The organism is Butyricicoccus porcorum (assembly GCF_051246315.1).
In the GTDB taxonomy this organism is placed as follows: domain Bacteria; phylum Bacillota; class Clostridia; order Oscillospirales; family Butyricicoccaceae; genus Butyricicoccus_A; species Butyricicoccus_A porcorum.
The window spans coordinates 1,498,579-1,520,847 of the sequence record NZ_CP178353.1; the positions used below are offsets into that span (position 1 = coordinate 1,498,579).

The window sequence follows — 22,269 nt, forward strand, 5'->3', positions numbered from 1 at the left end:
TGGCTTTAAAAATGATTTTAAAAATAATGCACCACTGGGAAGGCGTATGTCCCAGTGGTGCATTTGTTCCTATCAAAAAAGAGAAATTTGCTTACTTACTCATCAGAGTCTTTGTCTGCTCCACAATATTTTCGGCGCACAGACCAAATTCATCATTGACGCCGATTCGCTTAACCCGTACTGGATTTTTTTTGGCAAAGACACTGCAAACTGCCTTGCCCAGGCCGCCAATAATATTATGCTCCTCAACGGTAACAATCTTTCCACAACATTATTTTGTACATATACAGCTACTGCGCAAACAATAAGCAGCAGGGTAAATATCCATCTTCTCATTTTCATAACGGATCCTTTTTATAATCATTATTTCACGTATCCCTCTGCCAGATACTGCAACAGTTCAACTGCTGTTGTATCCTCTGACACATTAAACCTCCCTAATTGATATAAAGTTTCCGGTCGATTTTGAACAATAATATTTTTATGGTCACTTTTCGTAGTTAATGTAATCTTATACCCCATTTCATGTACAACTTGTTCTGTCAGCTCAGAATACTGTCCCTTCGGATAGGCCAGTGCAAATAATGTGCTTTCAGTATGTACAGTATACTCGTCCTGATATTTTTTTAAATCATCCCGGAGTGCCTTGATATACACATCATCATCTTCCCCCTCTAACTGCGCTGCAGATTCCCGAACAGGCTTCTGTGTTTCTAATTTTGCCGTCTGATGCATGTCATAGGTATGAGACTGTACCTCTATCAATCCTGAATTCATCATCTCTACTGCTTGTTTGTAAGAAAAATGTGGTGTGATCGGGATATTAGTATCGCCATATGTTTGATATCCAATTGTTTTTCCGATTGCAAAAATAATTGCTTTCATTTGATATTCCTTCAACAGAGGATATGCCCGTTCATAATTACTCAAATATCCGTCATCAAACGTAATACACATCGGTTTAGCCGGTAAATCTTTTCCATAATAAACATACTCTATCAGTTGAGACATCGAAACCGGTTGATATCCCGCATCGCGGATCGTCCTCAAATCCTTTTCCAGAGTTGCCTGTGTTATGACCCACGGGTTGCTGCTCTCATCATCAATATGATGGAACATCAAAATAGGTATTACTGCTTTTTGGGCAGGCTTAGATTCTCCGGATATCTTTTCCTCTGCATTCTTACTCACACCAAATACCGTTTGAACTTGCTCACTGTATATAATCTGAGTTCCATACTGATATAATAAAATGAACAGTGTTGATGCGATTATTATCCCCCATAGTTTTCTAATCCTTTTTGATTTTTCCTTATTACTCATATAAATCTCCCCCTCAGGTTGGAATTGTCAAGAAAAGTGCAGTCTAAAAACTCACAAATTTTAAGCAGCAGATGAATGATACATATTGTGGTAATGTGTCTTATAAACAGCGGGTGGAAGCCCTAAGGGATTCGACGTATATACTCGCTTCCGATTATAGTAGTATAGTGGCTCAGTTGTCAAGACAAAAATCTAAGATTTTTATAATGAACTGATATAGTGGACAAGTTACAAGAAACATGGGGAGAACAGTGGAGCACTCCCCAGATTCAATATATGCTAAGCTACATATGGCATCAACATTGCCGGATAGTAGCATTCAGCCGGTGTTTGGTAATCAAGTGCAGAATGGCGCCGCTCAAAGTTGTAGATGTGGATATACTGTCCGATAGCAACTCTTGCTTCCCTGATGTTGTTGTACTGTGTCAGATAGGCTTCCTCATACTTGAAGCTGCGGAACCAGCGCTCAATCATGATGTTGTCTGCCCAGCGACTTTTTCCATCCATACTCTGGCGGATGCCGTTTTCCTTTACAAAGTCAATGTATTGCTGACTTGTAAACTGACAACCCTGATCTGAATTCAGGATTTGAGGTTTTGCTACTTTGAAAGCTTTTTTCAGGGCACTGATAACCATTCTGGTATCAAGTGTGTCATCCACTTCCCAGCCGACAATACAACGGCTGTACTAGTCGATCACGGCTGTCAGATACAGAAATCCGCGCTTGATCGGGATATATGTAATGTCAATAGACCATGCTTGATTTGGCTTGTCTATGACCGCATTACGAAGAAGATATGGACATACTTTCGCCTGCTGCATTCGCTTGGAAAGATTCATCTTTGGATAGATCGGGTAAATATCCATCTCATTCATGTAGCGTCTTGCCTTGCGGCGCCCAACCTGGTAACCACGGGCTTTTAACTGTGCAGACATTTGTCTTGCGCCCCAAGTGGGATTATCTGTATGGAGATGATCAATGATCTCTTTGCAGGCCAGTTCCTCATCTGAAATAGGGGCGCCCTTGTAATAAATGCTTGTACGGTTGATGTCAAGCAACCTGGCACCAACGGAAGCCGGAATTTCCTTAGTCGTCAAAAGGTTTTGGACTAAACTTACTCTCGTAGTCAGGTCCACAAATTTCTTCAGATTTTTTTTTGAGCCAGTCAACCTGCATGGTTAACTGACCAACCTTTTTGGCATACTCCGCTTTCTCTTTTCGCTCTTCGGCAAGCTTTTCTTTGAGGTTTTCCTCGCGCTTGTCGTCGAACACAACCGAAGCATTGTTCAGGAACTCCTTTTTCCAGTTACGGAGCAGATTTGGTTGGATGCTATTTTCAGCTGCCAGGGTATTGAGATCTTTCTCACCCTTAAGCAGCTCAATTACAAGGTTTGACTTGAATTTGGCACTAAAACTTCTTCTTTGTCTGGACATGATAATGGATCCTTTCTTACATACTGGTTTATGTATATCAGATTCATTAAAATCTGTACGAAAAAGTGTCTTAATTTATGAGACCATTATACACTGTTGCCAGCAGCAGAAGCTCATACCTATGGCATCAAGGGCAATGGTGGATTTTGGAGACGCTCTGAAAGTGCTATTGGACAAAAATTAAAAGAAACTATGAAAAGTCACTTTGGATGATAAAAACCCCGATGCAGTTTTTTATTTCTGCATCGGGGGTACATGGTTTTAGGTGGCATGAGAACGCCTGTATTTGATTTTGATGTGGAGGAATATAGTTTGACCAACAACTGCGAAAAACTCGATATGGACGCTCTCAAGGCGGAATATGAACGCCTTGATAGGATTTTACTGGAAGTCATTGCAGACATGGCAGTTTTAAAATACCACATAGATTATATTGGAAAGGAAAATGATTGATGATAAATGAAGTAGCTTTAGCGGAAAACCTTTTAAATGGTGTAGGAATCAATAAAAAATGTATGTATTCCCACATTTATACGCTTGCAAAGTATTACTTATCGCAAGGGAATGACGAAGCGGAGACACGGAAATTGATTTTCACATGGGCAGGGCAGCAGAAAATCTGGATTGCGGACGAATACAATGTTAACCAGATTATCTATAAAGCACGGCATGATGGGCGTTCAATCCGGGATAAAGATATTATCAGAGTATCAAAAGATGATATAGAAGCAATCAAAGCCCGATTTGATGGTAAAAAAGTTCGCAAAGCAGCCTTGGGATTGCTTTGCACTGCTAAGGCAATAGCAGATCAGGACGGCATATTCCCACTTTCACTGGTATCTTTTAGTAATTGGGTAGGCATTGGCAGCACGCAGATGTGTGAAAAGTACATGCCGGAGCTGATAATGTTTGAATATGTTCAAAAAATCCAATCCGAAGAGCAGAAAACAACGTCATGGAAATTTCAATGGGCTGGTAATTCTAACATAAAGAGCAAATCTAATTCCTATAAGATACTTGTCCCATTCAAAAATGAAGGGGAATATTTACTCAAACATAATGATTTAGATGCTTTGTATGATGAATGCTTTCAATAAAATATTAGTTTTAAAAATAAAATCCGCGCTTATCATGGCGCGGATCGGTTCAATCTATATTCTTTTCTCTCAGAGAATCAACTAAGGCTCTAACCAAACCACAGTCATTTGGAGCAAGGCCGGAGATATCGACAGTTTCTTTCTTTTCCAGACCAAGCAGGTAATCGGAGCTTACATGAAGAACAGACGCAAGTTTAACAATCACTTCCGGGGAAGGAACCCTATCGCCCAATTCGTAAAAAGAAATGATTGTATGCTGTACGCCTATCAGATCTGCAAGTTGTCGTTGCGTTAAGTGCTTTTGTTTGCGTAATCGCTTAAGCTTTTTGCCAAATTCTACCATAATATATACCTCATTCTACATTGATGGTAATATATAAAATTTACAATATGGTAGAAAATATTCATGAAATAGTAGATTTTTTCTGGTGAATATGCTATTCTATCAATGGAGGTGATGTTAAATGTCTTTAATTAAGTGCTGTGAATGTGGGAATCAGGTATCTGATAGAGCTGCTGTATGCCCACATTGCGGTTTTCCAATCGCAAATATTTCATCTAATTCTGAAGGTACTAATGGAACTGTTCGCATTAAATTAGAGCCAACTCCGAAAGTTATAAGCCAAAAAGTTACTATAAGCGGTTGCGGTGCATCTTGGCGTGGAACGACTGGTCAAGTTGCAGAGTTTTGTATTCACAAAGCTGGACAGATCAGAATACTTTATCACTCGACTTTATCGGTTGGCGATGGTGAGTGTACAGCAACTGTCAGTCCAACTTCAAGTAATATATTTGTAGTTCGTCCTAGACCTGTATTTGCGAGGTTGCGAACAAAACTTGATATACAAAGAGTTGACATTATTACCTGATGTTGGATATATGATTGCTTAAAATTCTCTACGTTCTCAAAATTGATATATAGTTGGAGGTATTATTATGGCTAAGAAAATCTGTGCATGTATATTGCTATCATCTTTTCTGGTAGTCGGTCTATCTGGATGTGGAAGTAATGATAAGTATGCCGATACGGTTAAAAGTGGTGTTTCAAAATACTACAGTGGCGAAAGTATGACAAAAGAAGAATATCAAGCAGCAAAGGGATTCCTTGATTGGAAAGAAAAAAATAGTTCGCAGACATATAGCCAATGGGATAATTAATAGAGGTATAGTTTATAGAAAATCCTTGATATTATCCTGCATTTATGTATTCTATATACATAGAAAAGACACACCGATATACGGTGCGTTCTCCCTCAGGCTACATAAAGAAATGACCGCCTAAGTTTGTCACGCTGGGCGGTTATTTCCTTTTGACTTTTTTCTGTTTTTGTGATAAGATAACAATAGAAAAGGAAAGACATACCGATAGACGGTATGTCCGAGCCTGTCGAAGAACCCGGCTGCGCATTAAGCGAGAGCCAGATTTTGGCACATATAGGGAAAAAGCCGGAAAACTGGAATAGGGAAATGGATCTTCCACTTCCACATAGCCAGCTTTTTCAGATTCATGGCAGCAAATTTAAGCTTCACCCAGTTGGTAACTTGAGCCAAGCCTCGATATTGTGTATAGCGCATACCATGCTTTTCTTTGGCATCTGCAAATACACGTTCAATCTTTTGTTGTCGGAGTTTATATAAGTCACGATATTCAGTCATATGACGTGCGTCTTCTGCCAACTCTACATAATCAGCCCATACGTGTCTGGTGACAGTCTTTTCAAACTTTGCACTCGATGTACACAGCTCTCTGGTCGGACAATGTTCGCAGACGTATGACCTGCTCTTATATTCACGATATCCATCTTTGTTCGTTGTTGCATAATGAAGTGTTTTATACTCCGGACAGATTACACAATCATAATACTCATCATAAACATATTTCCACCATTCATGACCGCCTTTCTTTGTCATTGGACGTTTATATGCTGTAGATAATACTCTTCCACTCTCAAAAATACGTTTACAAATCGAAGGAGTTTTGTAGGCGCTGTCTGCTACTATCGTTTTATGTTCTGGGTAATGTTCGCAAAGCTGGTCATATAACGGGTCAAATGCTACACTGTCATGTACATTTCCTGCTGTTACTTCTACGTCGAGAATAAAATTATGCTTGTCACAGGCTGTATGCGCTTCGTAGGCAAAACACTTCTTGTGTTCACCTTTATGGAATACGCCGGCATCCGGATCCGTTGTCGAAACTGTTATTTCTTTCTCCTTTGGCGGTGTTGAATCGTCATCATCGTTGAATGGCTTTTTGTCGTGTTCTTCGCGATCTCTGTTAATTTCTTCCCGCAGCTCCTTTGCATATCGTTTTGCTTCAACTGGAACAGCTTTTCGTGCTTTTTTCTTCATGTTTGCACTTGCTTTGATATGTGTCCCATCGATAAAAATTGCACTCGTATCCAGAAATCCTTCCTTTGCTGCTGTGTTCAATATCCACCGAAATATATATTCTACAGTTGCTGTTGTAAAACGATGCTTAAAATTATAGCTTACTGTTGAAAAATGCGGCACCTGCTCATTCAATGGATAACCGATAAACCACCTGTATGCAACATTCATATTCACTTCTTCCAGCGTCCGCCGGAGCGATGGTATCCCATATATGTGCTGTATCATTACAATCTTAAACAATACTACCGGATCGATACTTGGCCTGCCGTTGTCCTTGCAGTACAAATCATCTACAAATTCATAAATTTGTTTGAAATCTACTGCTGCATCTATTTTCCTCAGTAGATGATCCTCGGGCACTAACATATCCAGACTTACAATCTCTACTGCCTCTCTGTTTTCCTTCCCTTTTACTATCATTTTATCACCTGTCTCTCTTATCTTTATTATAACAGAAAAAGCCGCCTTTCGGCGACTTTTTCGACAGGCTGAGACATACCGATAGACGGTATGTCCAAAATATTTTATCTTTCTTTACAAAAAGAAGTAACTACTTTGGCGGGCGGTTACTTCTTTTTGTTTATCAACTCTATCAACAACATAACAACAATGGAAATGATTGTAAGTACAACCATAAGCATTTCGTAATCGCTCATAGGGCAAGCCCTCCTTTCCTAAAAATCGGAGGGCAAAGAAGTTGCCCTCCGTTTGGAGGACATGCCGCCTACCGTTATGGTATGCCTTTCCCGGAACAAAGTTCCTGCAATTATTATACCAAAATCGGCATATAAGGTCAAGATTTATCAAAATTTGTGCAAAAAATAAACCGCTGGGCAATCCGGCGGTTTATTTATCTATGAAAACATAATGAAGTTAATATTTTAAAAATGTTCAATTAAATCCTCTATGTGGCAATGCAGCAAAGTGCAAATCTTATCAAGGGTGTCCAGCGTAACCATTTTATTTTCCCTCATTTTTTGCATACTTCTTTGGGATATCAAGTTTTGGGTTTGGATAATATAGCTGCTGTATCCCGCAGCTTTTAACGCAGAAATGATATCAATTTTATAACGAAACGGCATGGATCTGACCTCCCCTTTACAGGTTAGTATACCATGCCGTTTTTTTTATGTCTATGCTGTTTTCTGTTCGCGCCGTTTCTTTGCCCGTTCTTTGGCAGCGTGCACGGAAGATTTTGAAAGCCCAAATTTATCACCGACTTGTGATAGGCTCATTCCCGCCTCAACCAGAGCAAGAATCTCGTTATCTCTGTCAATCTGGGTTTTGGGAGCAGAAGATTTGACTGTTTCCAGCTGCTGACGCATGGCTTTTAATAATTCCCTTGATTCTGCTAATTGCCGTTCCTTGTCGCGGGCTTCTCTGTAGTATTTTTGGGATTGTTCCGTTAATTCATTATTAGCCTGAATCAGATCAGCAACATCGGACTGTAAGTCCTCCAGTCGTTCCGACATGTCTTCGAGCTTATCTTGTGCATCTTCCAGCTCTTCAAGTTTATCCTGAAGTCCTTCAGCCTTCAGGCAACCATGCAGATAAGCCAGACAGTAAACAGGCATATAAGCCGATGATATCAGATTTTCAGGGCATTCTATACCGATAATCTGATGTAGTAAGGCTCTCGTTTCTCCTGCACCATAGTTTGACCATGCATCCCGTGCTTCAAATTCACCGGAATACTGAAGATGTTCAAGCACCTTATCAACTTCCGGTGACTGTTTAACCGCCTCTTCCATCTTCCATATACCGGATTTAACACGGCATATCAGTATGATAAAGACGGCAGCAGCCAACAGCCAAATCCTTGCGTATGTAGTGATTGTTGGAAGCTGCACGGCAGCTACTGCAAGTAATATCACAAGTGACAGGCATAGCCGCAGCTTTCCGGCTAATACGTCCAATAACCCAAATGGATTGCATAATAAGAACAAAATCACAAGAGCCGCTATACAGTCCACATACATCTGAATTGTTCCGGCTTGAACAGCCCCATAGTATATGATGACTGGCAACGGTATGAACGGTATGAAATTTTTACATGTTTTCATAGGATCAACTTCCCCTCCCTGCTTTCGTTGACCTGCAAACCATGAGAAATCCTGCAAAATCTTAGTGTATACAGGCTCTAAAGTATTTTTTTACTGCTACTTTTCAGCGTTAAAAACGGTTCGTTCGATGAATTGAACGGTGTTTTCACTACTTTTGAACGGTTTTTCAGTGCATCTGAACGACTTGTTCCGGCTGTAGAACTACCTTGCAAATAAATCATACAGGAATATGAAAAGGAAATCTATTGGCAATATGAACCAAAACGGTTCATATTTTTTTAAATGAAAATTAAGATTTAAAAATCCTTTAAATATTAAGAAAGCCCTCTGGAAAAATTGTTTCTTATGGGCAACATCCAATGGTTGGCGCTTCCGTTGCTGTTGCAGTTGACGTAGCTGCTGCTATGAACAAGTAATTCTTGCTGAATTTACTGGAATAGAAAACTTTTCAGGCACCTGAGATTTTCTCGGGTGCCTGTTTTTCTGCCCGCGTCCACGCAATTGAAAAATGTGGACGTGTGGACGTGGACGGGGAGAGGATTTGATAAAACAAAGGGGCAAATGCAAAAAGCATTTGCCCTTAACTGGTTTGTAGTATCAACATAATCCAAGTTTCCTACACTATGGTTTATTTTTTCAGATGCTGATATATTATATAATATATCATTCGCTTTGATGCTTACCGGAGAAAAGACCGGATTATTTTTTGGGTGTAATACCTTCCAACTTTGTGATATTTTATGTATAATAAAATATGGAGACAAGCAGGGGGAAAGAAACAATTCATCCGACGCACTGTTTCCGCAGTGTGTCGGATTTTTTTATATATAGTTTCACAAAATAAGGAGGAAAAGTATGAAAAAAAGACTGCTGGCGTTTGCTATGACAGTCGTATTTGCTGTGACAGGAATAGTACCAGCATTTGCGGTAGAGCAAACGGACGAAAATTCTACAGAACAGCTTTCGTTAATGTACTTTCGAGGGCATCATTATGAATGGATTGATAATAAAACAACGTGGACAGAAGCAGAGGCGTACTGCGAAGCAATGGGCGGGCATCTGGTAACAATTACATCCCAAGAGGAGCAGGATTTTATTTTAGAATATATAACAGATTATGCGTCATCAGCAGAAGACATTTGGATAGGCTTGACAGATTCTCATTCAGAAGGGGATTGGTCACATTGGGTTACGGGAGAGCCTGTTATATATACAAACTGGGGATCCGGTGAACCTAATGATGGGTGGTCGCCAAATCAGAATTATGCTGTTATTTGTAAAAAGGCAAGAGATGGAAGTGCTGTGGGTGAGTGGGATGATATAAATCCAGATCAGAGGCTCTGTACATTTTTATGTGAATGGGACTTTGATGAGGGGATTTTAACAGGAGACCAGAGCATTGTTGTTGGAGAAACAAATGATTTAACCATTGGCGTATGTATGAAAGACGGCAGTGCGAATAAACTGGCTCAAAAAGCAGAGGTTTCGGTTGAAAACACCACAATCGCATCTGCCAGCAGGGTAAACGGTATTACCAAGCTGCCGGACAGCAAAATTGCATTTTTCACAGTCCGGGTTACTGGCAAGGAAATTGGCTCCACCAAACTGACCGTTAAATGCAGTGACGATGTGACAAAAACCATTACATTGAATGTCGTGGACAAGCCATCAGTTGATATTCATGCACAGGCAAATACAGCGATGGAGCAGGCTGGCATTAGTGAAGACTGTATTATACCGGATGACATTAAACTTTCTCTGGGAGACATCAAAGGCCCTGTCATCCAACTTGGAAAAAAAGAATTTAATCTGTTTGAATTGTCCGGTTCGGTTGAACTGGGCTTTGGTGAAGCAAATTTTCAGACTCTGGTGGATGGAACAGACAAGACCATCAAGATTATGGCAGGCATGAAGCAGGCGGAAAATGCCAGCATTGAACCGGATGGAAAGAAAACCGGTAATACAGACCAGTGGAAGAAATCATATGACCAGGTAAAATCTATGTATCAGGATGTTACCGGAAAGAAGGTAGATACAACCCGGCTGTGGAACAAATATCAAACCCTGCGTAAAAATCTCAAAAAGACAAAGTCCACAATGGTTATCGGTGTAGATGGACAGCTTGCCCTGTATGCGGAATTCAGTTATGCAAGCGGCGAGCCGGAGTTGCTGGAATGCGGTGCAACGCTAGCAGTTTCTGCAAACGGAAGCGTAGACTGCCACGTACACCCACCGGTTTATATTACATTTGGTGCAAAGGTTGGAGCCGACGGCAGCATTGCCCTGACGCCGAATCTGGATGCAAAAACCGTTGCAGCTTTGATGAAAATTACACCGGCATTCACTGCAAACATTGGCATTGGTGTCGGAGAGAAGAAGGCCAAGACATATGTCGAAGGCGGCTTCCAGGGAACAATGGAAGCACCGATTCAGGTATCGACAAATTCCTCTAAAAACAGCGTAGAGGTAAACCTGAAGGGGTCGCTTTACTGGAAGACAGAGGTACTGGGTATCTTTAAAAAGACCGGCACAATGGATTTGGGCGACCCGGTTCAGATATATTCGTCAAATGAAAAATCCAAAGCGCGGAACACGCTGCAGGATATTACAGTGCGAGAGGACGAGTTGGTACCGGAGCCGCGCACGCGGGCAGCTCAGAGCGCAATCAGGCAAGAACGGGAGTCCGGCATCGATGAACTTTGGATCGAAAATACCTTTGGGCACAGCAGTCCGCAAATGGTTATGCTGGAGAACGGCAACCGTGTGCTGATGTGGCTGGGAGAAAACAGCGAAAAGGCGGACGATGACCGGACGACTTTGTATTATTGTGTATATGATGTGGAAGCAGGCGCATGGGGAGATATTGAACCGGCACTGGAAAACAATGCATATAACGGCGTTCCGCAATTGTGTGTCAATGGGAATACTGTATTCCTCGTATGGCAGCGGGCAAGCCAGACGCTGGGAACATCCGGCGATTTGGATGCCGTGAGTGCCTGCCTTGATCTGTGGTATTCTGAGCTGAGGGACGGCAGCTTCACCACACCGGTCTGCATTTCCGAACAGGACAACGGACTGGCAAAGGCCGAATACACCGTTGCAACGGATGGCTCGACGACAGCAGTTGCATGGCTGGAAAATTCGGCAAATGATCTGCTGTATACGGAAGGGACCAATGTATTGTACGTTCGCTCCTGCTCGGAGGGCACCTGGCAGACAATCGAACAGATTGTTTCCACAACGGATATTATTTCGGATGTCGATCTTTCGGTAACCGATGGAACTGTTTCTGTCACCTATCAGTTGAGCGATGATACCGGAGCGGTGTCTCTGTATGTCGACAACGGACAGACAAAGACGATTGAGGAGAATGCACCTGTTACCAAATCCATGTGGTTTGGCGGCAAGCTGTATTACTTAAAGGATTCTGTATTGTATGTTTACGATGGTATCAGTTCCACACAGACCAATCTGACCGATCTGAGCAATTTCGATCTGACAACCAACGGCACGCAGACCTGCCTGACGACGATTGTCAGTGATGGGGAGTGCGGTGAAATTTATCGCAGCGATTACAATGCAACACAGGACATCTGGTCGCCGCTGGTACAGATTTCGGATTATCATACTTATATCCGCAGCTATAGCGCTGTGATGGAATCTACAGGCAGTCTGGAGCTGGCAAACAATCTGGTGGAGCTGACAGACAGTGACGAAGACCGGTATGGGGATGCATCGCTTCGCGTTACCGGACAGACAGAGTATTTTGATCTGTCAGTGGAGGAGGATCTCTACTATGATACGGAAAATGTTGTTCCCGGACAGGAACTTCCGCTGACTCTGACGGTTCACAACAACAGCAATGAAGCAGTCAGCAGTCTGACTGCGGAAATTCTGGATGCAGATGGAAATGTTTTGCAGACCAATCAGGTTGATGTGTCTATTCCATCCGGTGAAAGCGCAGAGGTTAGCACATCGTATACGCTGCCGGAAGACCTGAACCGCCAGATAATTGCTGTCAGAATCAGCGATGAGCATGCGGAGGCTGTAGAGGATAATAACTCTGCGAGCGCCGAGCTGGGCTATGGAGATCTTGCAGTAGAGAATCTGGAAGCAACGATGCAGGAAGGCGTTCCGGTACTGAAGGGCAATCTGGTCAATCGCGGGTATGAAACGGTTGAAAATATTGCATTGAACATCTTTGACCCGAATGCAGAAGAGACAGAGCTGGATACCCTCACACTTTCGACTGCTCTGGAGGCGGGAGAAAGCTGTGAATTTGCGTATTATCTGCCAGAACAATACTGGTCGCTGTTGAATGACAGCATGATGTATGAAATTTGCGTACAGGCAACAACGGATACGCAGGAGAGCCGCTCAGACAACAATGATGCACGTACTGTATTTGGCGATTTACAGCAGACGGTGGATGTGCCGGAGCTCAGTATCATCACTCAGCCGGAAGATTACAGCGGCATAGTTGGCGAAACGGCCAGCTTTACGGTTGATGCGACAGGCAAGAACTTTACCTGTCAGTGGCAGGTAAACACGACAGGAGAATGGAAAAATTCCACTATGACAGGAAATGATACCTGTACACTGAGCGTACCGATCGCAGCAAAGCGCGATGGACAGAAGTATCGCGTTATACTGACGGATGGTGACGGAAATACAGTTACTTCGGAGGAAGCAACGCTGCATGTTCAGCCGGATCCTATTACGATTACATCCCAGCCGGCTGATTATACCGGTGCGGTCGGCGACACTGCAACATTCACAGTAGAAGCCGAAGGCGAAAATCTGAGCTATCAGTGGCAGTACCAGAATGCGGGCTCCAATTCCTGGCAGAAGTCGTCGCAGACCGGCAACCAGACCGACACGGTATGTGTGCCGATTACGGCAAAGCGTGACGGTCAGAAGTACCGCGTCGTGATTACAGATGGAGACGGTAATACACTTACATCGAACGCAGCAACACTGCATGTGGAGGAAGCTGCGATCACGATTAAAACGCAGCCGGCTGATTATACCGGTGCGGTCGGCGACACTGCAACATTCACAGTAGAAGCCGAAGGCGAAAATCTGAGCTATCAGTGGCAGTACCAGAATGCGGGCTCCAATTCCTGGCAGAAGTCGTCGCAGACCGGCAACCAGACCGACACGGTATGTGTGCCGATTACGGCAAAGCGTGACGGTCAGAAGTACCGCGTCGTGATTACAGATGGAGACGGTAATACACTTACATCGAACGCAGCAACACTGCATGTGGAGGAAGCTGCGATCACGATTAAAACGCAGCCAGCTGATTATACCGGTGCGGTCGGCGACACTGCAACATTCACAGTAGAAGCCGAAGGCGAAAATCTGAGCTATCAGTGGCAGTAGCAGAATGCGGGCTCCAATTCCTGGCAGAAGTCGTCGCAGACCGGCAACCAGACCGATGATGTTGTATAATTTTAGTTGACAACTGATTCTCAAGGATTAAAAATATAATCAAGAGAAAAAGGAGACAACAACGATGCCACAAAACAGAACCTATGATATGGAATATAAAGTACAAGCAGTTAAACTGGCGTTGGAAATTGGTACAACGAAGGCAGCCAAAGAACTTGGTATTCCAGCGAACACCCTGCATACATGGATGCGTCAGTACCGTCTGGGCAACTTGAGCCTGGGAGCCGGCACACAGACACCGCAAAGAGCCATGACTCTGAGTGAAGAAATTCAGCTGCTTCGCAAACAGGTTAAAGAGCAGAACAAGGAAATCAAACGGCTCAGAGAAGAAAATGAATTTCTGGAGGAAGCCAGCGCTTTTTTCGCCGCGAGCCGTCGGAGGTCTGCAAGAACGAAAGAATGAAATTCATTGCCTTGAAAACCAACGATGGCCAGAACACGGGGAAAATTGCATTCTACTGTAAGTTGCTCCATGTCAGCAGGCAGGGGTTCTACAAATATCTGAAGGCCCAGACTCGCCCATGGAAGTATCAGGATTTGGCTGATGCCATGCTGGAGATCCTTGCAGAAGACGAATGCAACGATACTTACGGTCGAATCCGCATGTATCAGGCTTTACGTCTGAAACAGCCACAGGGCGTGCAAATTCCAAGTGAACGGACGGTATACCGGATCATGGAGGAACTGGGTATCAGCCACACACCAAGGCGCAAGCCCAATGGCATTACCAGAGCAGATAAGGAAACTCGTAAATCCGATGATCTGCTAAGACGCAATTTTGACGCAGACAAACCACTAACGAAGTGCGTTACGGATATTACTGAAGTCAAAGGAAAAGATGGAAAGCTATATGTATCCGCTGTCTTTGACTGCTACGATTCCTGTGTTCTGGGGCTTGCAATGGATACCAACATGAGAGCATCCCTGTGTGTTCAGACGCTGAAGAATGCCCATGATGCCTGCCACGATCTGCGTGGCGTTATCATTCACAGTGACAGAGGAGCACAATATACCAGTCAGGAGTATCGGGCAGCCATCGGCCGATATGGAATCCTTCAGAGTATGAACAGTGCTGGTGGAAGATGCCATGATAATGCACGCTGCGAAAGCATGTGGGCCAGAATGAAGGTTGAACTACTTTATGGACGTTACAACACCGAAAAGATGACCATTGATGAACTCAAGACGCTGATTTGGAGATTCTTTATCGGGTATTGGAATAACCGCCGTATCTGTTCCAGAAATGGCGGGCTGCCTCCGATGGTAAAACGCCAGAGATACTATCATTCCCTAAAGAAAGCTGCTTAGCAAATCCTTGAGCAAAATGTGTCAACTGATCTTGACAACTTCAAAAATTATGTGAGGAAAATCGCATTGACGGAACTGAAAAATTTGGTCGTGCATGGATGATACCAAAAGATGCAGAAAAACCCGTTGATGGACGTATGAAAACAAGGAACAAACAGGAGGAGAATCATGGAATTTAATGAAAAGCTACAACAGCTTAGGACTGGAAAGAACTTAACGCAGGAACAACTTGCGGAGCAATTATATGTATCAAGAACAGCCATTTCAAAATGGGAAAGCGGCAAGGGTTACCCTAACATTGAGTCGCTCAAGTGTATTTCTAAATTCTTTTCTGTGACCATAGATGAACTGCTATCGGGCGAAGAACTGATTACACTTGCCGAAACTGAAAATCGTTCCAACTTGAAAAAAATTTACAGTTTCATTTATGGAATATTAGATATGATGGCGGTTACTTTTATACTTTTGCCGTTGTATGGTAACCTTGTTGACGGATATATTTATTCTGTCAATCTACTTTCATTTACAGACACTACCCCAATATATCTTGCAATCTATTGGATTGTTTTTATTGTTTTGATTGCACTTGGGATAGCGAAACTGATGTGTGTTTGTTTTGAAAAGGAATCATGGAGCAACATAATCACAAAATGCTCTCTCGTGCTGAGTACGCTTTTTATCTGCTTCTTCGCTGCGGCAAGACAACCCTATGTAACCGCCCTTATGTTTCTGCTATTTGTTGCTAAAATATTTGTCTGGATAAAGCAAACCCAAACAAAGTAAAATGCCATAAACCCTTTAAAATAGGCTCTGACACGATAAGTGTCGGAGCTTTTTTCGTGCTGACATCTATTGTGTCGGCATTGTGACGGTAGATTTCTTGGCTTCTATGCAATACTCGTGGATAATAAGATTGTGGTCAGCGAAAACAAGAACAGCAACCCACGGAAAGGAGAATCAAATATGGATTATATCATTGAAACAGAAAATCTTACGAAGCGATACGGAACAGCCACCGTTGTCGATAAGGTAAATCTTCATGTGCCAAAGGGCAAAATTTATGGTTTGCTCGGCAGAAACGGAGCAGGCAAAACCACAGCAATGAAAATGATGTTGCAGCTTGCTTTCCCAACGGAGGGAACGGTACGCTTGTTTGGCACAAACTATAAGGAAAATATCCATACCCTTTATAGCAAAGTAGGCTCTATTATCGAAACACCGGGATTTTACAGTAATTTAACAGGGTATGAGAATTTGCAAATTCTCGCTAAACTGCGAGGGGGAGTATCTAAAAGTGGAGTAGAAAAAGCTCTTGAAGTTGTGGGGCTGCATAAGGAGAAAAGAAAAGTCTTTTCCGATTATTCCCTCGGAATGAAGCAACGGCTTGGTATTGCCGCCGCCATTATGCACGAGCCGGAGCTTTTAATACTTGACGAACCGATTAACGGACTTGACCCCATTGGAATAGTTGAAATACGCTCATTTTTATCTGAACTTAGTCACAATCATGGCATTACCATTTTTATCTCAAGCCATGTTTTAAGCGAGATTGAACAGATAGCAGATATTATCGGCGTTATGCACGAGGGGCATTTAGTAGAGGAAGTGAATATATCCGAGCTTCACAAAAGGAATCGAAAATACATTCAATTTGATTTATCTGACAGTGAGATAGCCGGAAAGATTTTAGAAAACCACTACCACATGACGGATTTTACAGTGCAGGACGGTACGGTGAGAATTTATGACTTTAGCCAAAGTGTTGGAGAAATCAATCGAGAATTTGCACGAAATGGACTGCTCGTGACAAGGATAAATGATAGTGAGGAAAACTTAGAGGACTACTTTTCTAAACTGATTGGAGGTGGCGGTATTGCTTAATCTTATTTCTTGTGAATTATTAAAACTAAAGCGTTCAAAAATGGTGCTAATTAGTGTGGCAGGGGTATTATCTACCCCACTTTTGATGTTAATAGAAGCCTTGCAAACACATTTTGATAAGCCGGAGATTATCTTTACCTTGTCTGACATATACAGCGACAGTGTACTGTATATCATGCTGCTGGTAAACATTATGATATATGTGGCAATTGCAGCTTACTTGTTTAGCAGAGAGTACACAGAAAGCACCCTCAAAACCATATTGCCCATACCCATTTCAAGGACAAAACTATTAATTGGAAAATTTTGCACCCTGCTTCTTTGGATTGTTATGCTAACCCTTGTAACATGGGCAGGTATATTTATCGTTTGTGGGCTATATGACGCTGTCTTTACATTGGAGGGATATAGCTTACTAGTGGCAATAGTATGGCTCCCCAAGTTTTTGTTTGGCAGTATCCTGATGTTTTTAACAGTTTCTCCTTTTGTGTTTGTTGCTATGAAAACAAAAGGATTTGTCGCCCCGATGATTGGCTCTGCCGTGATTGTCATGGGAAGTGCCGCACTTTCAAATCAAGAATGGGGAGCGTTGTATCCGTGGACAGCCACCTATTTCTTGGTGCAGGGTAAACTTCAGAGTACCGGCTATCCTACACTGCTGTCTGTATCTATTATTATTCTTGTATCAGCAGTTGGTTTTCTTATGACCTTTCATCATTTTAAAAAGGAGGATTTGAAATAATGGTACTTGATTTTATAGAAATTTTAAAAGTTATTTTTCTTGGAATTGTTGAGGGTATTACTGAGTGGCTACCTATCAGCAGCACAGGACATATGATTCTTGTGGACGAATTTATCACACTTAATATGAGCGAAGCATTTAAAGAAATGTTTTTTGTTGTTATTCAACTTGGAGCTATACTCGCAGTGGTTGTAATGTTTTGGAACAAGATGTTTCCCTTTCAATTTAAGAACAAAGCACAGTCAATTGTTAAAAAGGATACTTTCTCGTTGTGGTTCAAGGTTGCGGTAGCTTGTGTACCGTCAGCTATTATGGGGATTCTATTTGATGATTATTTGGATGCTTACCTCCAAACCCCCATTGTGATTTCAATCATGTTAATCTTTTATGGTTTGTTATTCATTCTCATAGAAAATTGGAATAAAAAGCGTACTCCTACTACTATGGCACTTTCTGACATCAGCTATAAAACAGCAATCTTGATAGGGGCATTTCAAGTGTTATCACTTATACCCGGCACATCACGGTCGGGAGCAACGATTATAGGTGCTTTACTCATAGGAGTTTCACGAGTGGCAGCAGCAGAGTTTACTTTTTTCCTCGCAGTACCTACTATGCTTGGAGCAAGTGCTTTTAAGCTGTTAAAATTCGGGTTTGAATTTACAAGTGCAGAACTGCTCGCTCTTGTTCTCGGTATGGCTGTGGCATTTGCGGTATCTGTCTTAGTAATTAAATTCCTAATGAACTTTATCAAAAAACATGATTTTAAGGTGTTTGGTTGGTATCGAATTGTGCTTGGTATACTTGTTGTACTTATAAAATCTTAATAATGCGTTTTCTTTGTGCGCGAATAAAAATGCCAGCTGGTCCTTAAGATCAGCTGGCATTTTTGTTTCTGGGGATGGAAAACAACCCAGAGATTCTCGTTGTCGATCTCCTCCTGATTTTAGTTTGCATGGTGAATTTTGCAAATTGAATCTACAGGAGGTTAATAATGGGATTTAATTATGGATATGAGAAAAAGAAGTTTGATAGTAGATGGAAGCGTTTAGAAGTTGAGTATTGTGATGCAGGGATGAGCGAAGAACAGATTGCTGCCATGAAAGAATATGACTGGGCATGGTTTTGCAGTCAAAGGGTTTTTCAAAACCATACGCAACCAATACCTTGTGAACAATATGATGAAGTATGTGGTCAATCACAGCTGTTCCGAAAGTTTGCATCGTTATCTTATCAATGGGATGTTGATAAGATTGATCAAACGCGATATGGATGGTTGGCTTCGGTGGAAAACGAACAACTACTGTTGAGATTGAAGAAGCTGTCGAAGAAAGATTTGGAGCTATTGACATTACTTTTTGTGGATGGTTATCGTCAAATTGATGTAGCACGTCTTTGGCATTGTGGAATTGTCAAGAAAAGTGCAGTCTAAAAACTCACAAATTTTAAGCAGCAGATGAATGATACATATTGTGGTAATGTGTCTTATAAACAGCGGGTGGAAGCCCTAAGGGATTCGACGTATATACTCGCTTCCGATTATAGTAGATAAACACATATCGAAAGATAATAGATTTAACCTCCGCCATTGGCATTCGGTAAGTAGGAATTCTATAGAGCAGTTCCTTCTTCAAAGTTGCGAAGAAGCTCTCCATTCGGGCGTTATCGTAGCAGTGTGCCACACCGCTTAAGCTCTGCAGCATACCATATTCAGAAAGTTTTTTCTTGAACGCCTCGCTGGTATACTGGCTTCCGCGATCGCTATGAAGTGTCGCGCCTCGAACCGGATACCGGCAGGCAACTGCCTTGAGTGTATTGATACAAAGTTCTTTTCGCATATTGTCATCCATCTGAAGAGAAAGAATCTCACCGTTAAAGCAATCCATAATCGGGAAATATAGAGTTTTCCGTCCAGGCAGCCGATCTGCGTGATATCTGTCAGCAGTTTTTGATACGGGGTATCAGCCCGAAAATCCTGCTTGATCAGATTTTCCTCCTCTTGAATTTCGGTGGCAGCGCGTGTTAAACCATGCGGACGTCTGGGTCTGCCGTGAATCAGACCTTTTTCGTGCATAATTCGCCTGATTCTACGTTTTCCTGTGTGGAATCCGTTCTGCTCCAAGGCAAGCTGCATTCGTTCCACGCCGTAATTGTCATTATAATCGGATTCATTCATAATCCTGTCTATTGCCGCCGAAAGAAGCGCGTCCTTAGACGGCTTACTGAGATTCTTCAGATATCGATAATATCCAGATTCGCTTACATGAAGAATTCTGCATAATAGTTCCACACTCCACTCCTTATCTGAATCTGTCTGTATAGAGTGGATAAAGCGGTATCGCTCATGTGCTTTTACTTCTTTCGGCGCGCTGCGAAAAAACCAAGAGCCTCCTGAAGTATATCGTTAGCTCGTTGGAGCTCTTTGACTTCCTTCTCCAGCTCAAGCATTCTTCGTTCCTGCTCGCTTGCCGGCAGTTGTTTATGACCACTTCCTACAAATGCCTGATCTCCGTATTTCTTTCGCTTACCTCGCCAGGTTGTGACTGTATTGTAGGGGATTCCAAGCTGGTCAGCCGCCTTCTTTGCTCCGATTTCATCTGAGAGCTTCAATGCTTCTTCTTTAAAATCTTTATCGTAGCTTCTTGCCATGATTTCTCACCGTTCCTTTGTTCTTATTCTATCATAGTTTGGTGAGTTTTCCGACTCTACTTAAATGATACCACTCCATTCAAAATTGGGTATTGGAGTTGACACTTTAAAACGTGCCAAGAAACTTGCATCTCTCCCATCAGAAATTCAAGACCTTGTAGAAGTAGGAAACATTTCACCTTCTACCTTATTCAAACTTTTTTAGGTATAATATATTGATTTATGGCTTTAAATTGTGGGAATTACTAACAAAAAAATATAGTATGTTTTAATGATATATCATAGTAAAATACTAGGATATATGATTGGGAGGATTGGTTTTAAATTGAAAAATATTAAACCCATATGATAACAGCATGACAATATTTCACAATTTGTGCTTGAAATTCAAACATATTATAATATTGGTTCAAAAAACATAGCATAAAACCGGTATATATCATTGCAAAAATCGAAGAAATAGACCGAAAAATGACAAAAATACTTCAAAATGTGGAGGAAAATGACTGAGAAAGTTTGAAGATTTAAAATTAAACTTATTTTTTTAAGAATTAGACAGCATACTTTTTTTGATATGTATACTTGGAAATGTCACAAAATGTGAATGAATTTGCATGTATATCATTAAATAATAAGGGATGAAAGCCAAAGCCCTTGTAAACTACAAGAAACAGATCAGCGCAGGATCAACTTTATATATTGTGCGGACATTCTGCCTGTTTATGAATACAAAAGATGTGTCCGGTTTTTATGTTCGGTTTGGCTTTCCGTTTTGCTTCCGGTTTTACTTACATAAATTACCGTTTCATATTTTTCTTCTCTTTCCTTTTTAATGGATAGGCTTGTTCTTGGTGAATGTATTGGCTCGCTGATTGCAAGTCTATCTACTTTTTTTAATACCCACGAATACATAAAGCATAATCTGGTGGAGCAAAGGCAGGTGACAAAAATGAAGAGCTACTATGTTGTACGCGAAAAGCCACACAAAAATTTTATTACTTACGTTGTTTATCAGCGTCAATACCGCCCGGAAATCTGGCGGGAGCTGAAAAAGAAACGATATCATGAATACTATGTGGGCAGCTATAGGGACTATGCGCTGGATCAGTTACCGGATGATGGGATAAAGGCTGCTGTATTCAATTACATAGAAAGACACAAAGGAAAGACATAAAAAATGCGCCCATTAGTAGCCGAGCGTATGTTATTATATATAAAGAGACTGACAGTTTAACCCATATCGCGTCCACAATACGTCCACATACGAGCAAAGCACTGTAAAATACAAGAAAATATGAATGGCTCAAACAAGTTTATTTTCATCGGGGAAAAAGGCAAAATTACCATACAATAAGGGATAGTAAGTTCAGATTTGATATTCTGAGTATAAATTGTTTCTTATGGGCAACAACCCGATGGTTGGCGCTTCCGTTGCTGTTGCAGTTGACGTAGCTGCTGCTATGAACAAGTAAGTTGCTGGTTTTGCAGCTTTCTTAGCATCTTAAAACAGATTTATACCATATCTCCCTCCTGTTACCTGCATTACAGCGGGTGACAGGAGGGAGATTTTCTTTGGATCTGTCTATGACGAGTGGGTTTGTATAACACCAGCTGCGGAAAAAACGCCGATTGTTCCACACAATACACAGGGGAAGTATAAATTTACTGTTTACAAAAAATATAAATTCGTTATTATAAACAACAAAGCAAAGATGCGTGCATATCATGGATGCAGGACACAAAAACTATCATGCAGATGGGAAGAAGGAAAATTCAGGGCAATATTCATCGCAGTCTGAGTCAAAATGTTGCAGGTGTTCGGGAGCGGCTGAAAATGGAGAACAGCAAAGTGTGTAAATATGAATTGTTTGCTTGCGGAAGCGCGTGCTGACTGGCGTGTGCACAGCATCGGTCAATGGGCGT

Annotated in this window: 23 protein-coding genes and 3 pseudogenes; 14 read left to right on the forward strand and 12 right to left on the reverse strand. The window is 41.8% G+C overall.

All coding sequences use genetic code 11. The annotated features are described in order from the left end of the window. Nucleotides 1–91: 91 nt before the first annotated feature. From ACLM7Z_RS07270 to ACLM7Z_RS07290, 5 genes and pseudogenes are all read right to left on the reverse strand, one after another. A pseudogene (locus ACLM7Z_RS07270) lies at nt 92–265 on the reverse strand (transketolase family protein); the annotation flags it as partial. A gap of 98 nt (nt 266–363) precedes the next feature. After that, the gene (locus ACLM7Z_RS07275; RefSeq protein WP_087020564.1) at nt 364–1,323 is read right to left on the reverse strand and encodes a polysaccharide deacetylase family protein; all 960 of its coding nucleotides are present in this window, start codon (nt 1,321–1,323) and stop codon (nt 364–366) included. Nucleotides 1,324–1,602: 279 nt separating this feature from the next. Continuing rightward, complete coding sequence (locus tag ACLM7Z_RS07280; protein ID WP_435645763.1) at nt 1,603–1,998, reverse strand: transposase; 396 nt, start codon at nt 1,996–1,998, stop codon at nt 1,603–1,605. Nucleotides 1,999–2,010: 12 nt separating this feature from the next. Next, the gene (locus ACLM7Z_RS07285; protein ID WP_435644791.1) at nt 2,011–2,460 is read right to left on the reverse strand and encodes an IS3 family transposase; all 450 of its coding nucleotides are present in this window, start codon (nt 2,458–2,460) and stop codon (nt 2,011–2,013) included. After that, nucleotides 2,411–2,758 (reverse strand): transposase, encoded by a 348-nt coding sequence (locus ACLM7Z_RS07290; protein WP_242969783.1) that lies wholly within the window; start codon nt 2,756–2,758, stop codon nt 2,411–2,413. The genes ACLM7Z_RS07285 and ACLM7Z_RS07290 overlap by 50 nt, the downstream gene beginning before the upstream one ends. 255 nt (nt 2,759–3,013) lie before the next feature. On the opposite strand from ACLM7Z_RS07290, the gene ACLM7Z_RS07295 reads away from it, so the two are divergent. Both ACLM7Z_RS07295 and ACLM7Z_RS07300 read left to right on the forward strand, forming a co-directional pair. Next, nucleotides 3,014–3,211, forward strand: coding sequence for a hypothetical protein (locus ACLM7Z_RS07295; RefSeq protein WP_133058308.1), 198 nt, complete (start codon nt 3,014–3,016; stop codon nt 3,209–3,211). After that, complete coding sequence (locus ACLM7Z_RS07300) at nt 3,211–3,855, forward strand: hypothetical protein (RefSeq protein WP_087021915.1); 645 nt, start codon at nt 3,211–3,213, stop codon at nt 3,853–3,855. The genes ACLM7Z_RS07295 and ACLM7Z_RS07300 overlap by 1 nt, the downstream gene beginning before the upstream one ends. A gap of 49 nt (nt 3,856–3,904) precedes the next feature. Here the strand turns inward: ACLM7Z_RS07300 and ACLM7Z_RS07305 are convergent, their stop codons facing one another. After that, nucleotides 3,905–4,198, reverse strand: a complete 294-nt coding sequence (locus ACLM7Z_RS07305; RefSeq protein ID WP_087021918.1) for a helix-turn-helix domain-containing protein — start codon at nt 4,196–4,198, stop codon at nt 3,905–3,907. Nucleotides 4,199–4,319: 121 nt separating this feature from the next. Between ACLM7Z_RS07305 and ACLM7Z_RS07310 the strand changes: the two genes are divergently transcribed. Further along, entirely contained in the window at nt 4,320–4,724 is a 405-nt protein-coding gene (locus ACLM7Z_RS07310) for a hypothetical protein (protein ID WP_133058309.1), read from the forward strand. 67 nt (nt 4,725–4,791) lie between these two features. Then, nucleotides 4,792–5,013 carry a hypothetical protein gene (locus tag ACLM7Z_RS07315; protein ID WP_087021921.1) on the forward strand — a complete coding sequence of 74 codons (222 nt, stop codon included), beginning with the start codon at nt 4,792–4,794 and terminating at the stop codon, nt 5,011–5,013. Nucleotides 5,014–5,262: 249 nt separating this feature from the next. Here the strand turns inward: ACLM7Z_RS07315 and ACLM7Z_RS07320 are convergent, their stop codons facing one another. From ACLM7Z_RS07320 to ACLM7Z_RS07330, 3 genes are all read right to left on the reverse strand, one after another. Continuing rightward, entirely contained in the window at nt 5,263–6,669 is a 1,407-nt protein-coding gene (locus ACLM7Z_RS07320; protein WP_435644792.1) for an IS1182 family transposase, read from the reverse strand. Between the two features lie 461 nt (nt 6,670–7,130). Then, nucleotides 7,131–7,331 (reverse strand): helix-turn-helix domain-containing protein, encoded by a 201-nt coding sequence (locus ACLM7Z_RS07325; RefSeq protein ID WP_087021924.1) that lies wholly within the window; start codon nt 7,329–7,331, stop codon nt 7,131–7,133. A gap of 51 nt (nt 7,332–7,382) precedes the next feature. Then, nucleotides 7,383–8,312 (reverse strand): hypothetical protein, encoded by a 930-nt coding sequence (locus ACLM7Z_RS07330; RefSeq protein ID WP_435644793.1) that lies wholly within the window; start codon nt 8,310–8,312, stop codon nt 7,383–7,385. Nucleotides 8,313–9,281: 969 nt separating this feature from the next. Between ACLM7Z_RS07330 and ACLM7Z_RS07335 the strand changes: the two are divergent. The 9 genes and pseudogenes from ACLM7Z_RS07335 to ACLM7Z_RS07375 form a co-directional block, all read left to right on the forward strand. Then, a pseudogene (locus tag ACLM7Z_RS07335) lies at nt 9,282–9,659 on the forward strand (C-type lectin domain-containing protein); the annotation flags it as partial. A 93-nt stretch (nt 9,660–9,752) separates the two neighbouring features. Next, a complete protein-coding gene (locus ACLM7Z_RS07340; protein ID WP_435645785.1) occupies nt 9,753–13,697 on the forward strand; it encodes a hypothetical protein in 3,945 nt (1,314 codons plus the stop codon). Nucleotides 13,698–13,830: 133 nt separating this feature from the next. Continuing rightward, a complete protein-coding gene (locus tag ACLM7Z_RS07345; RefSeq protein ID WP_087021933.1) occupies nt 13,831–14,169 on the forward strand; it encodes a transposase in 339 nt (112 codons plus the stop codon). Beyond that, nucleotides 14,166–15,074: an IS3 family transposase gene (locus ACLM7Z_RS07350; RefSeq protein WP_435644794.1), complete on the forward strand. Its 909-nt coding sequence runs from the start codon at nt 14,166–14,168 to the stop codon at nt 15,072–15,074. Before ACLM7Z_RS07345 ends, ACLM7Z_RS07350 begins: the two co-directional genes overlap by 4 nt. A gap of 168 nt (nt 15,075–15,242) precedes the next feature. Beyond that, entirely contained in the window at nt 15,243–15,857 is a 615-nt protein-coding gene (gene bcrR / locus ACLM7Z_RS07355) for a bacitracin resistance transcriptional activator BcrR (RefSeq protein ID WP_002576325.1), read from the forward strand. 180 nt (nt 15,858–16,037) lie between these two features. Beyond that, a complete protein-coding gene (gene bcrA, locus ACLM7Z_RS07360) occupies nt 16,038–16,955 on the forward strand; it encodes a bacitracin ABC transporter ATP-binding protein BcrA (protein ID WP_002576324.1) in 918 nt (305 codons plus the stop codon). Continuing rightward, a complete protein-coding gene (locus tag ACLM7Z_RS07365; RefSeq protein WP_002576323.1) occupies nt 16,948–17,697 on the forward strand; it encodes an ABC transporter permease in 750 nt (249 codons plus the stop codon). Before bcrA ends, ACLM7Z_RS07365 begins: the two co-directional genes overlap by 8 nt. Beyond that, nucleotides 17,697–18,524 carry a bacitracin resistance undecaprenyl-diphosphatase BcrD gene (gene bcrD, locus ACLM7Z_RS07370; RefSeq protein ID WP_002576322.1) on the forward strand — a complete coding sequence of 276 codons (828 nt, stop codon included), beginning with the start codon at nt 17,697–17,699 and terminating at the stop codon, nt 18,522–18,524. The genes ACLM7Z_RS07365 and bcrD overlap by 1 nt, the downstream gene beginning before the upstream one ends. A 167-nt stretch (nt 18,525–18,691) precedes the next feature. Continuing rightward, complete coding sequence (locus ACLM7Z_RS07375) at nt 18,692–19,129, forward strand: RNA polymerase subunit sigma-70 (protein ID WP_435644795.1); 438 nt, start codon at nt 18,692–18,694, stop codon at nt 19,127–19,129. A 13-nt stretch (nt 19,130–19,142) separates the two neighbouring features. Here ACLM7Z_RS07375 and ACLM7Z_RS07380 read toward each other — a convergent pair whose 3' ends face one another. The 3 genes and pseudogenes from ACLM7Z_RS07380 to ACLM7Z_RS07390 form a co-directional block, all read right to left on the reverse strand. Beyond that, complete coding sequence (locus ACLM7Z_RS07380) at nt 19,143–19,616, reverse strand: transposase (protein ID WP_435645764.1); 474 nt, start codon at nt 19,614–19,616, stop codon at nt 19,143–19,145. Between the two features lie 125 nt (nt 19,617–19,741). Then, nucleotides 19,742–19,987 (reverse strand): annotated as a pseudogene (locus tag ACLM7Z_RS07385) (IS3 family transposase); the annotation flags it as partial. A 62-nt stretch (nt 19,988–20,049) separates the two neighbouring features. Beyond that, nucleotides 20,050–20,346, reverse strand: coding sequence for a transposase (locus ACLM7Z_RS07390; RefSeq protein ID WP_087017840.1), 297 nt, complete (start codon nt 20,344–20,346; stop codon nt 20,050–20,052). 949 nt (nt 20,347–21,295) lie between these two features. Here ACLM7Z_RS07390 and ACLM7Z_RS07395 point away from each other — a divergent pair. Next, nucleotides 21,296–21,520, forward strand: coding sequence for a hypothetical protein (locus tag ACLM7Z_RS07395; RefSeq protein WP_435644796.1), 225 nt, complete (start codon nt 21,296–21,298; stop codon nt 21,518–21,520). The last annotated feature ends 749 nt before the right edge of the window (nt 21,521–22,269 follow it).

Excerpts from the sequence above, each read along its gene's own strand:
- ACLM7Z_RS07320 (WP_435644792.1), bottom strand. The coding sequence starts at position 6,669 with ATGATAGTAAAAGGGAAGGAAAACAGAGAGGCAGTAGAGATTGTAAGT.
- ACLM7Z_RS07310 (WP_133058309.1), top strand. The coding sequence starts at position 4,320 with ATGTCTTTAATTAAGTGCTGTGAATGTGGGAATCAGGTATCTGATAGA.
- ACLM7Z_RS07395 (WP_435644796.1), top strand. The coding sequence starts at position 21,296 with ATGAAGAGCTACTATGTTGTACGCGAAAAGCCACACAAAAATTTTATT.
- ACLM7Z_RS07325 (WP_087021924.1), bottom strand. The coding sequence starts at position 7,331 with ATGCCGTTTCGTTATAAAATTGATATCATTTCTGCGTTAAAAGCTGCG.
- ACLM7Z_RS07315 (WP_087021921.1), top strand. The coding sequence starts at position 4,792 with ATGGCTAAGAAAATCTGTGCATGTATATTGCTATCATCTTTTCTGGTA.
- ACLM7Z_RS07295 (WP_133058308.1), top strand. The coding sequence starts at position 3,014 with ATGGTTTTAGGTGGCATGAGAACGCCTGTATTTGATTTTGATGTGGAG.
- ACLM7Z_RS07390 (WP_087017840.1), bottom strand. The coding sequence starts at position 20,346 with ATGGCAAGAAGCTACGATAAAGATTTTAAAGAAGAAGCATTGAAGCTC.
- bcrR (WP_002576325.1), top strand. The coding sequence starts at position 15,243 with ATGGAATTTAATGAAAAGCTACAACAGCTTAGGACTGGAAAGAACTTA.
- ACLM7Z_RS07340 (WP_435645785.1), top strand. The coding sequence starts at position 9,753 with ATGAAAGACGGCAGTGCGAATAAACTGGCTCAAAAAGCAGAGGTTTCG.
- ACLM7Z_RS07305 (WP_087021918.1), bottom strand. The coding sequence starts at position 4,198 with ATGGTAGAATTTGGCAAAAAGCTTAAGCGATTACGCAAACAAAAGCAC.
- ACLM7Z_RS07350 (WP_435644794.1), top strand. The coding sequence starts at position 14,166 with ATGAAATTCATTGCCTTGAAAACCAACGATGGCCAGAACACGGGGAAA.
- bcrA (WP_002576324.1), top strand. The coding sequence starts at position 16,038 with ATGGATTATATCATTGAAACAGAAAATCTTACGAAGCGATACGGAACA.
- ACLM7Z_RS07290 (WP_242969783.1), bottom strand. The coding sequence starts at position 2,758 with ATGTCCAGACAAAGAAGAAGTTTTAGTGCCAAATTCAAGTCAAACCTT.
- ACLM7Z_RS07330 (WP_435644793.1), bottom strand. The coding sequence starts at position 8,312 with ATGAAAACATGTAAAAATTTCATACCGTTCATACCGTTGCCAGTCATC.
- ACLM7Z_RS07345 (WP_087021933.1), top strand. The coding sequence starts at position 13,831 with ATGCCACAAAACAGAACCTATGATATGGAATATAAAGTACAAGCAGTT.
- bcrD (WP_002576322.1), top strand. The coding sequence starts at position 17,697 with ATGGTACTTGATTTTATAGAAATTTTAAAAGTTATTTTTCTTGGAATT.
- ACLM7Z_RS07275 (WP_087020564.1), bottom strand. The coding sequence starts at position 1,323 with ATGAGTAATAAGGAAAAATCAAAAAGGATTAGAAAACTATGGGGGATA.
- ACLM7Z_RS07300 (WP_087021915.1), top strand. The coding sequence starts at position 3,211 with ATGATAAATGAAGTAGCTTTAGCGGAAAACCTTTTAAATGGTGTAGGA.
- ACLM7Z_RS07375 (WP_435644795.1), top strand. The coding sequence starts at position 18,692 with ATGGGATTTAATTATGGATATGAGAAAAAGAAGTTTGATAGTAGATGG.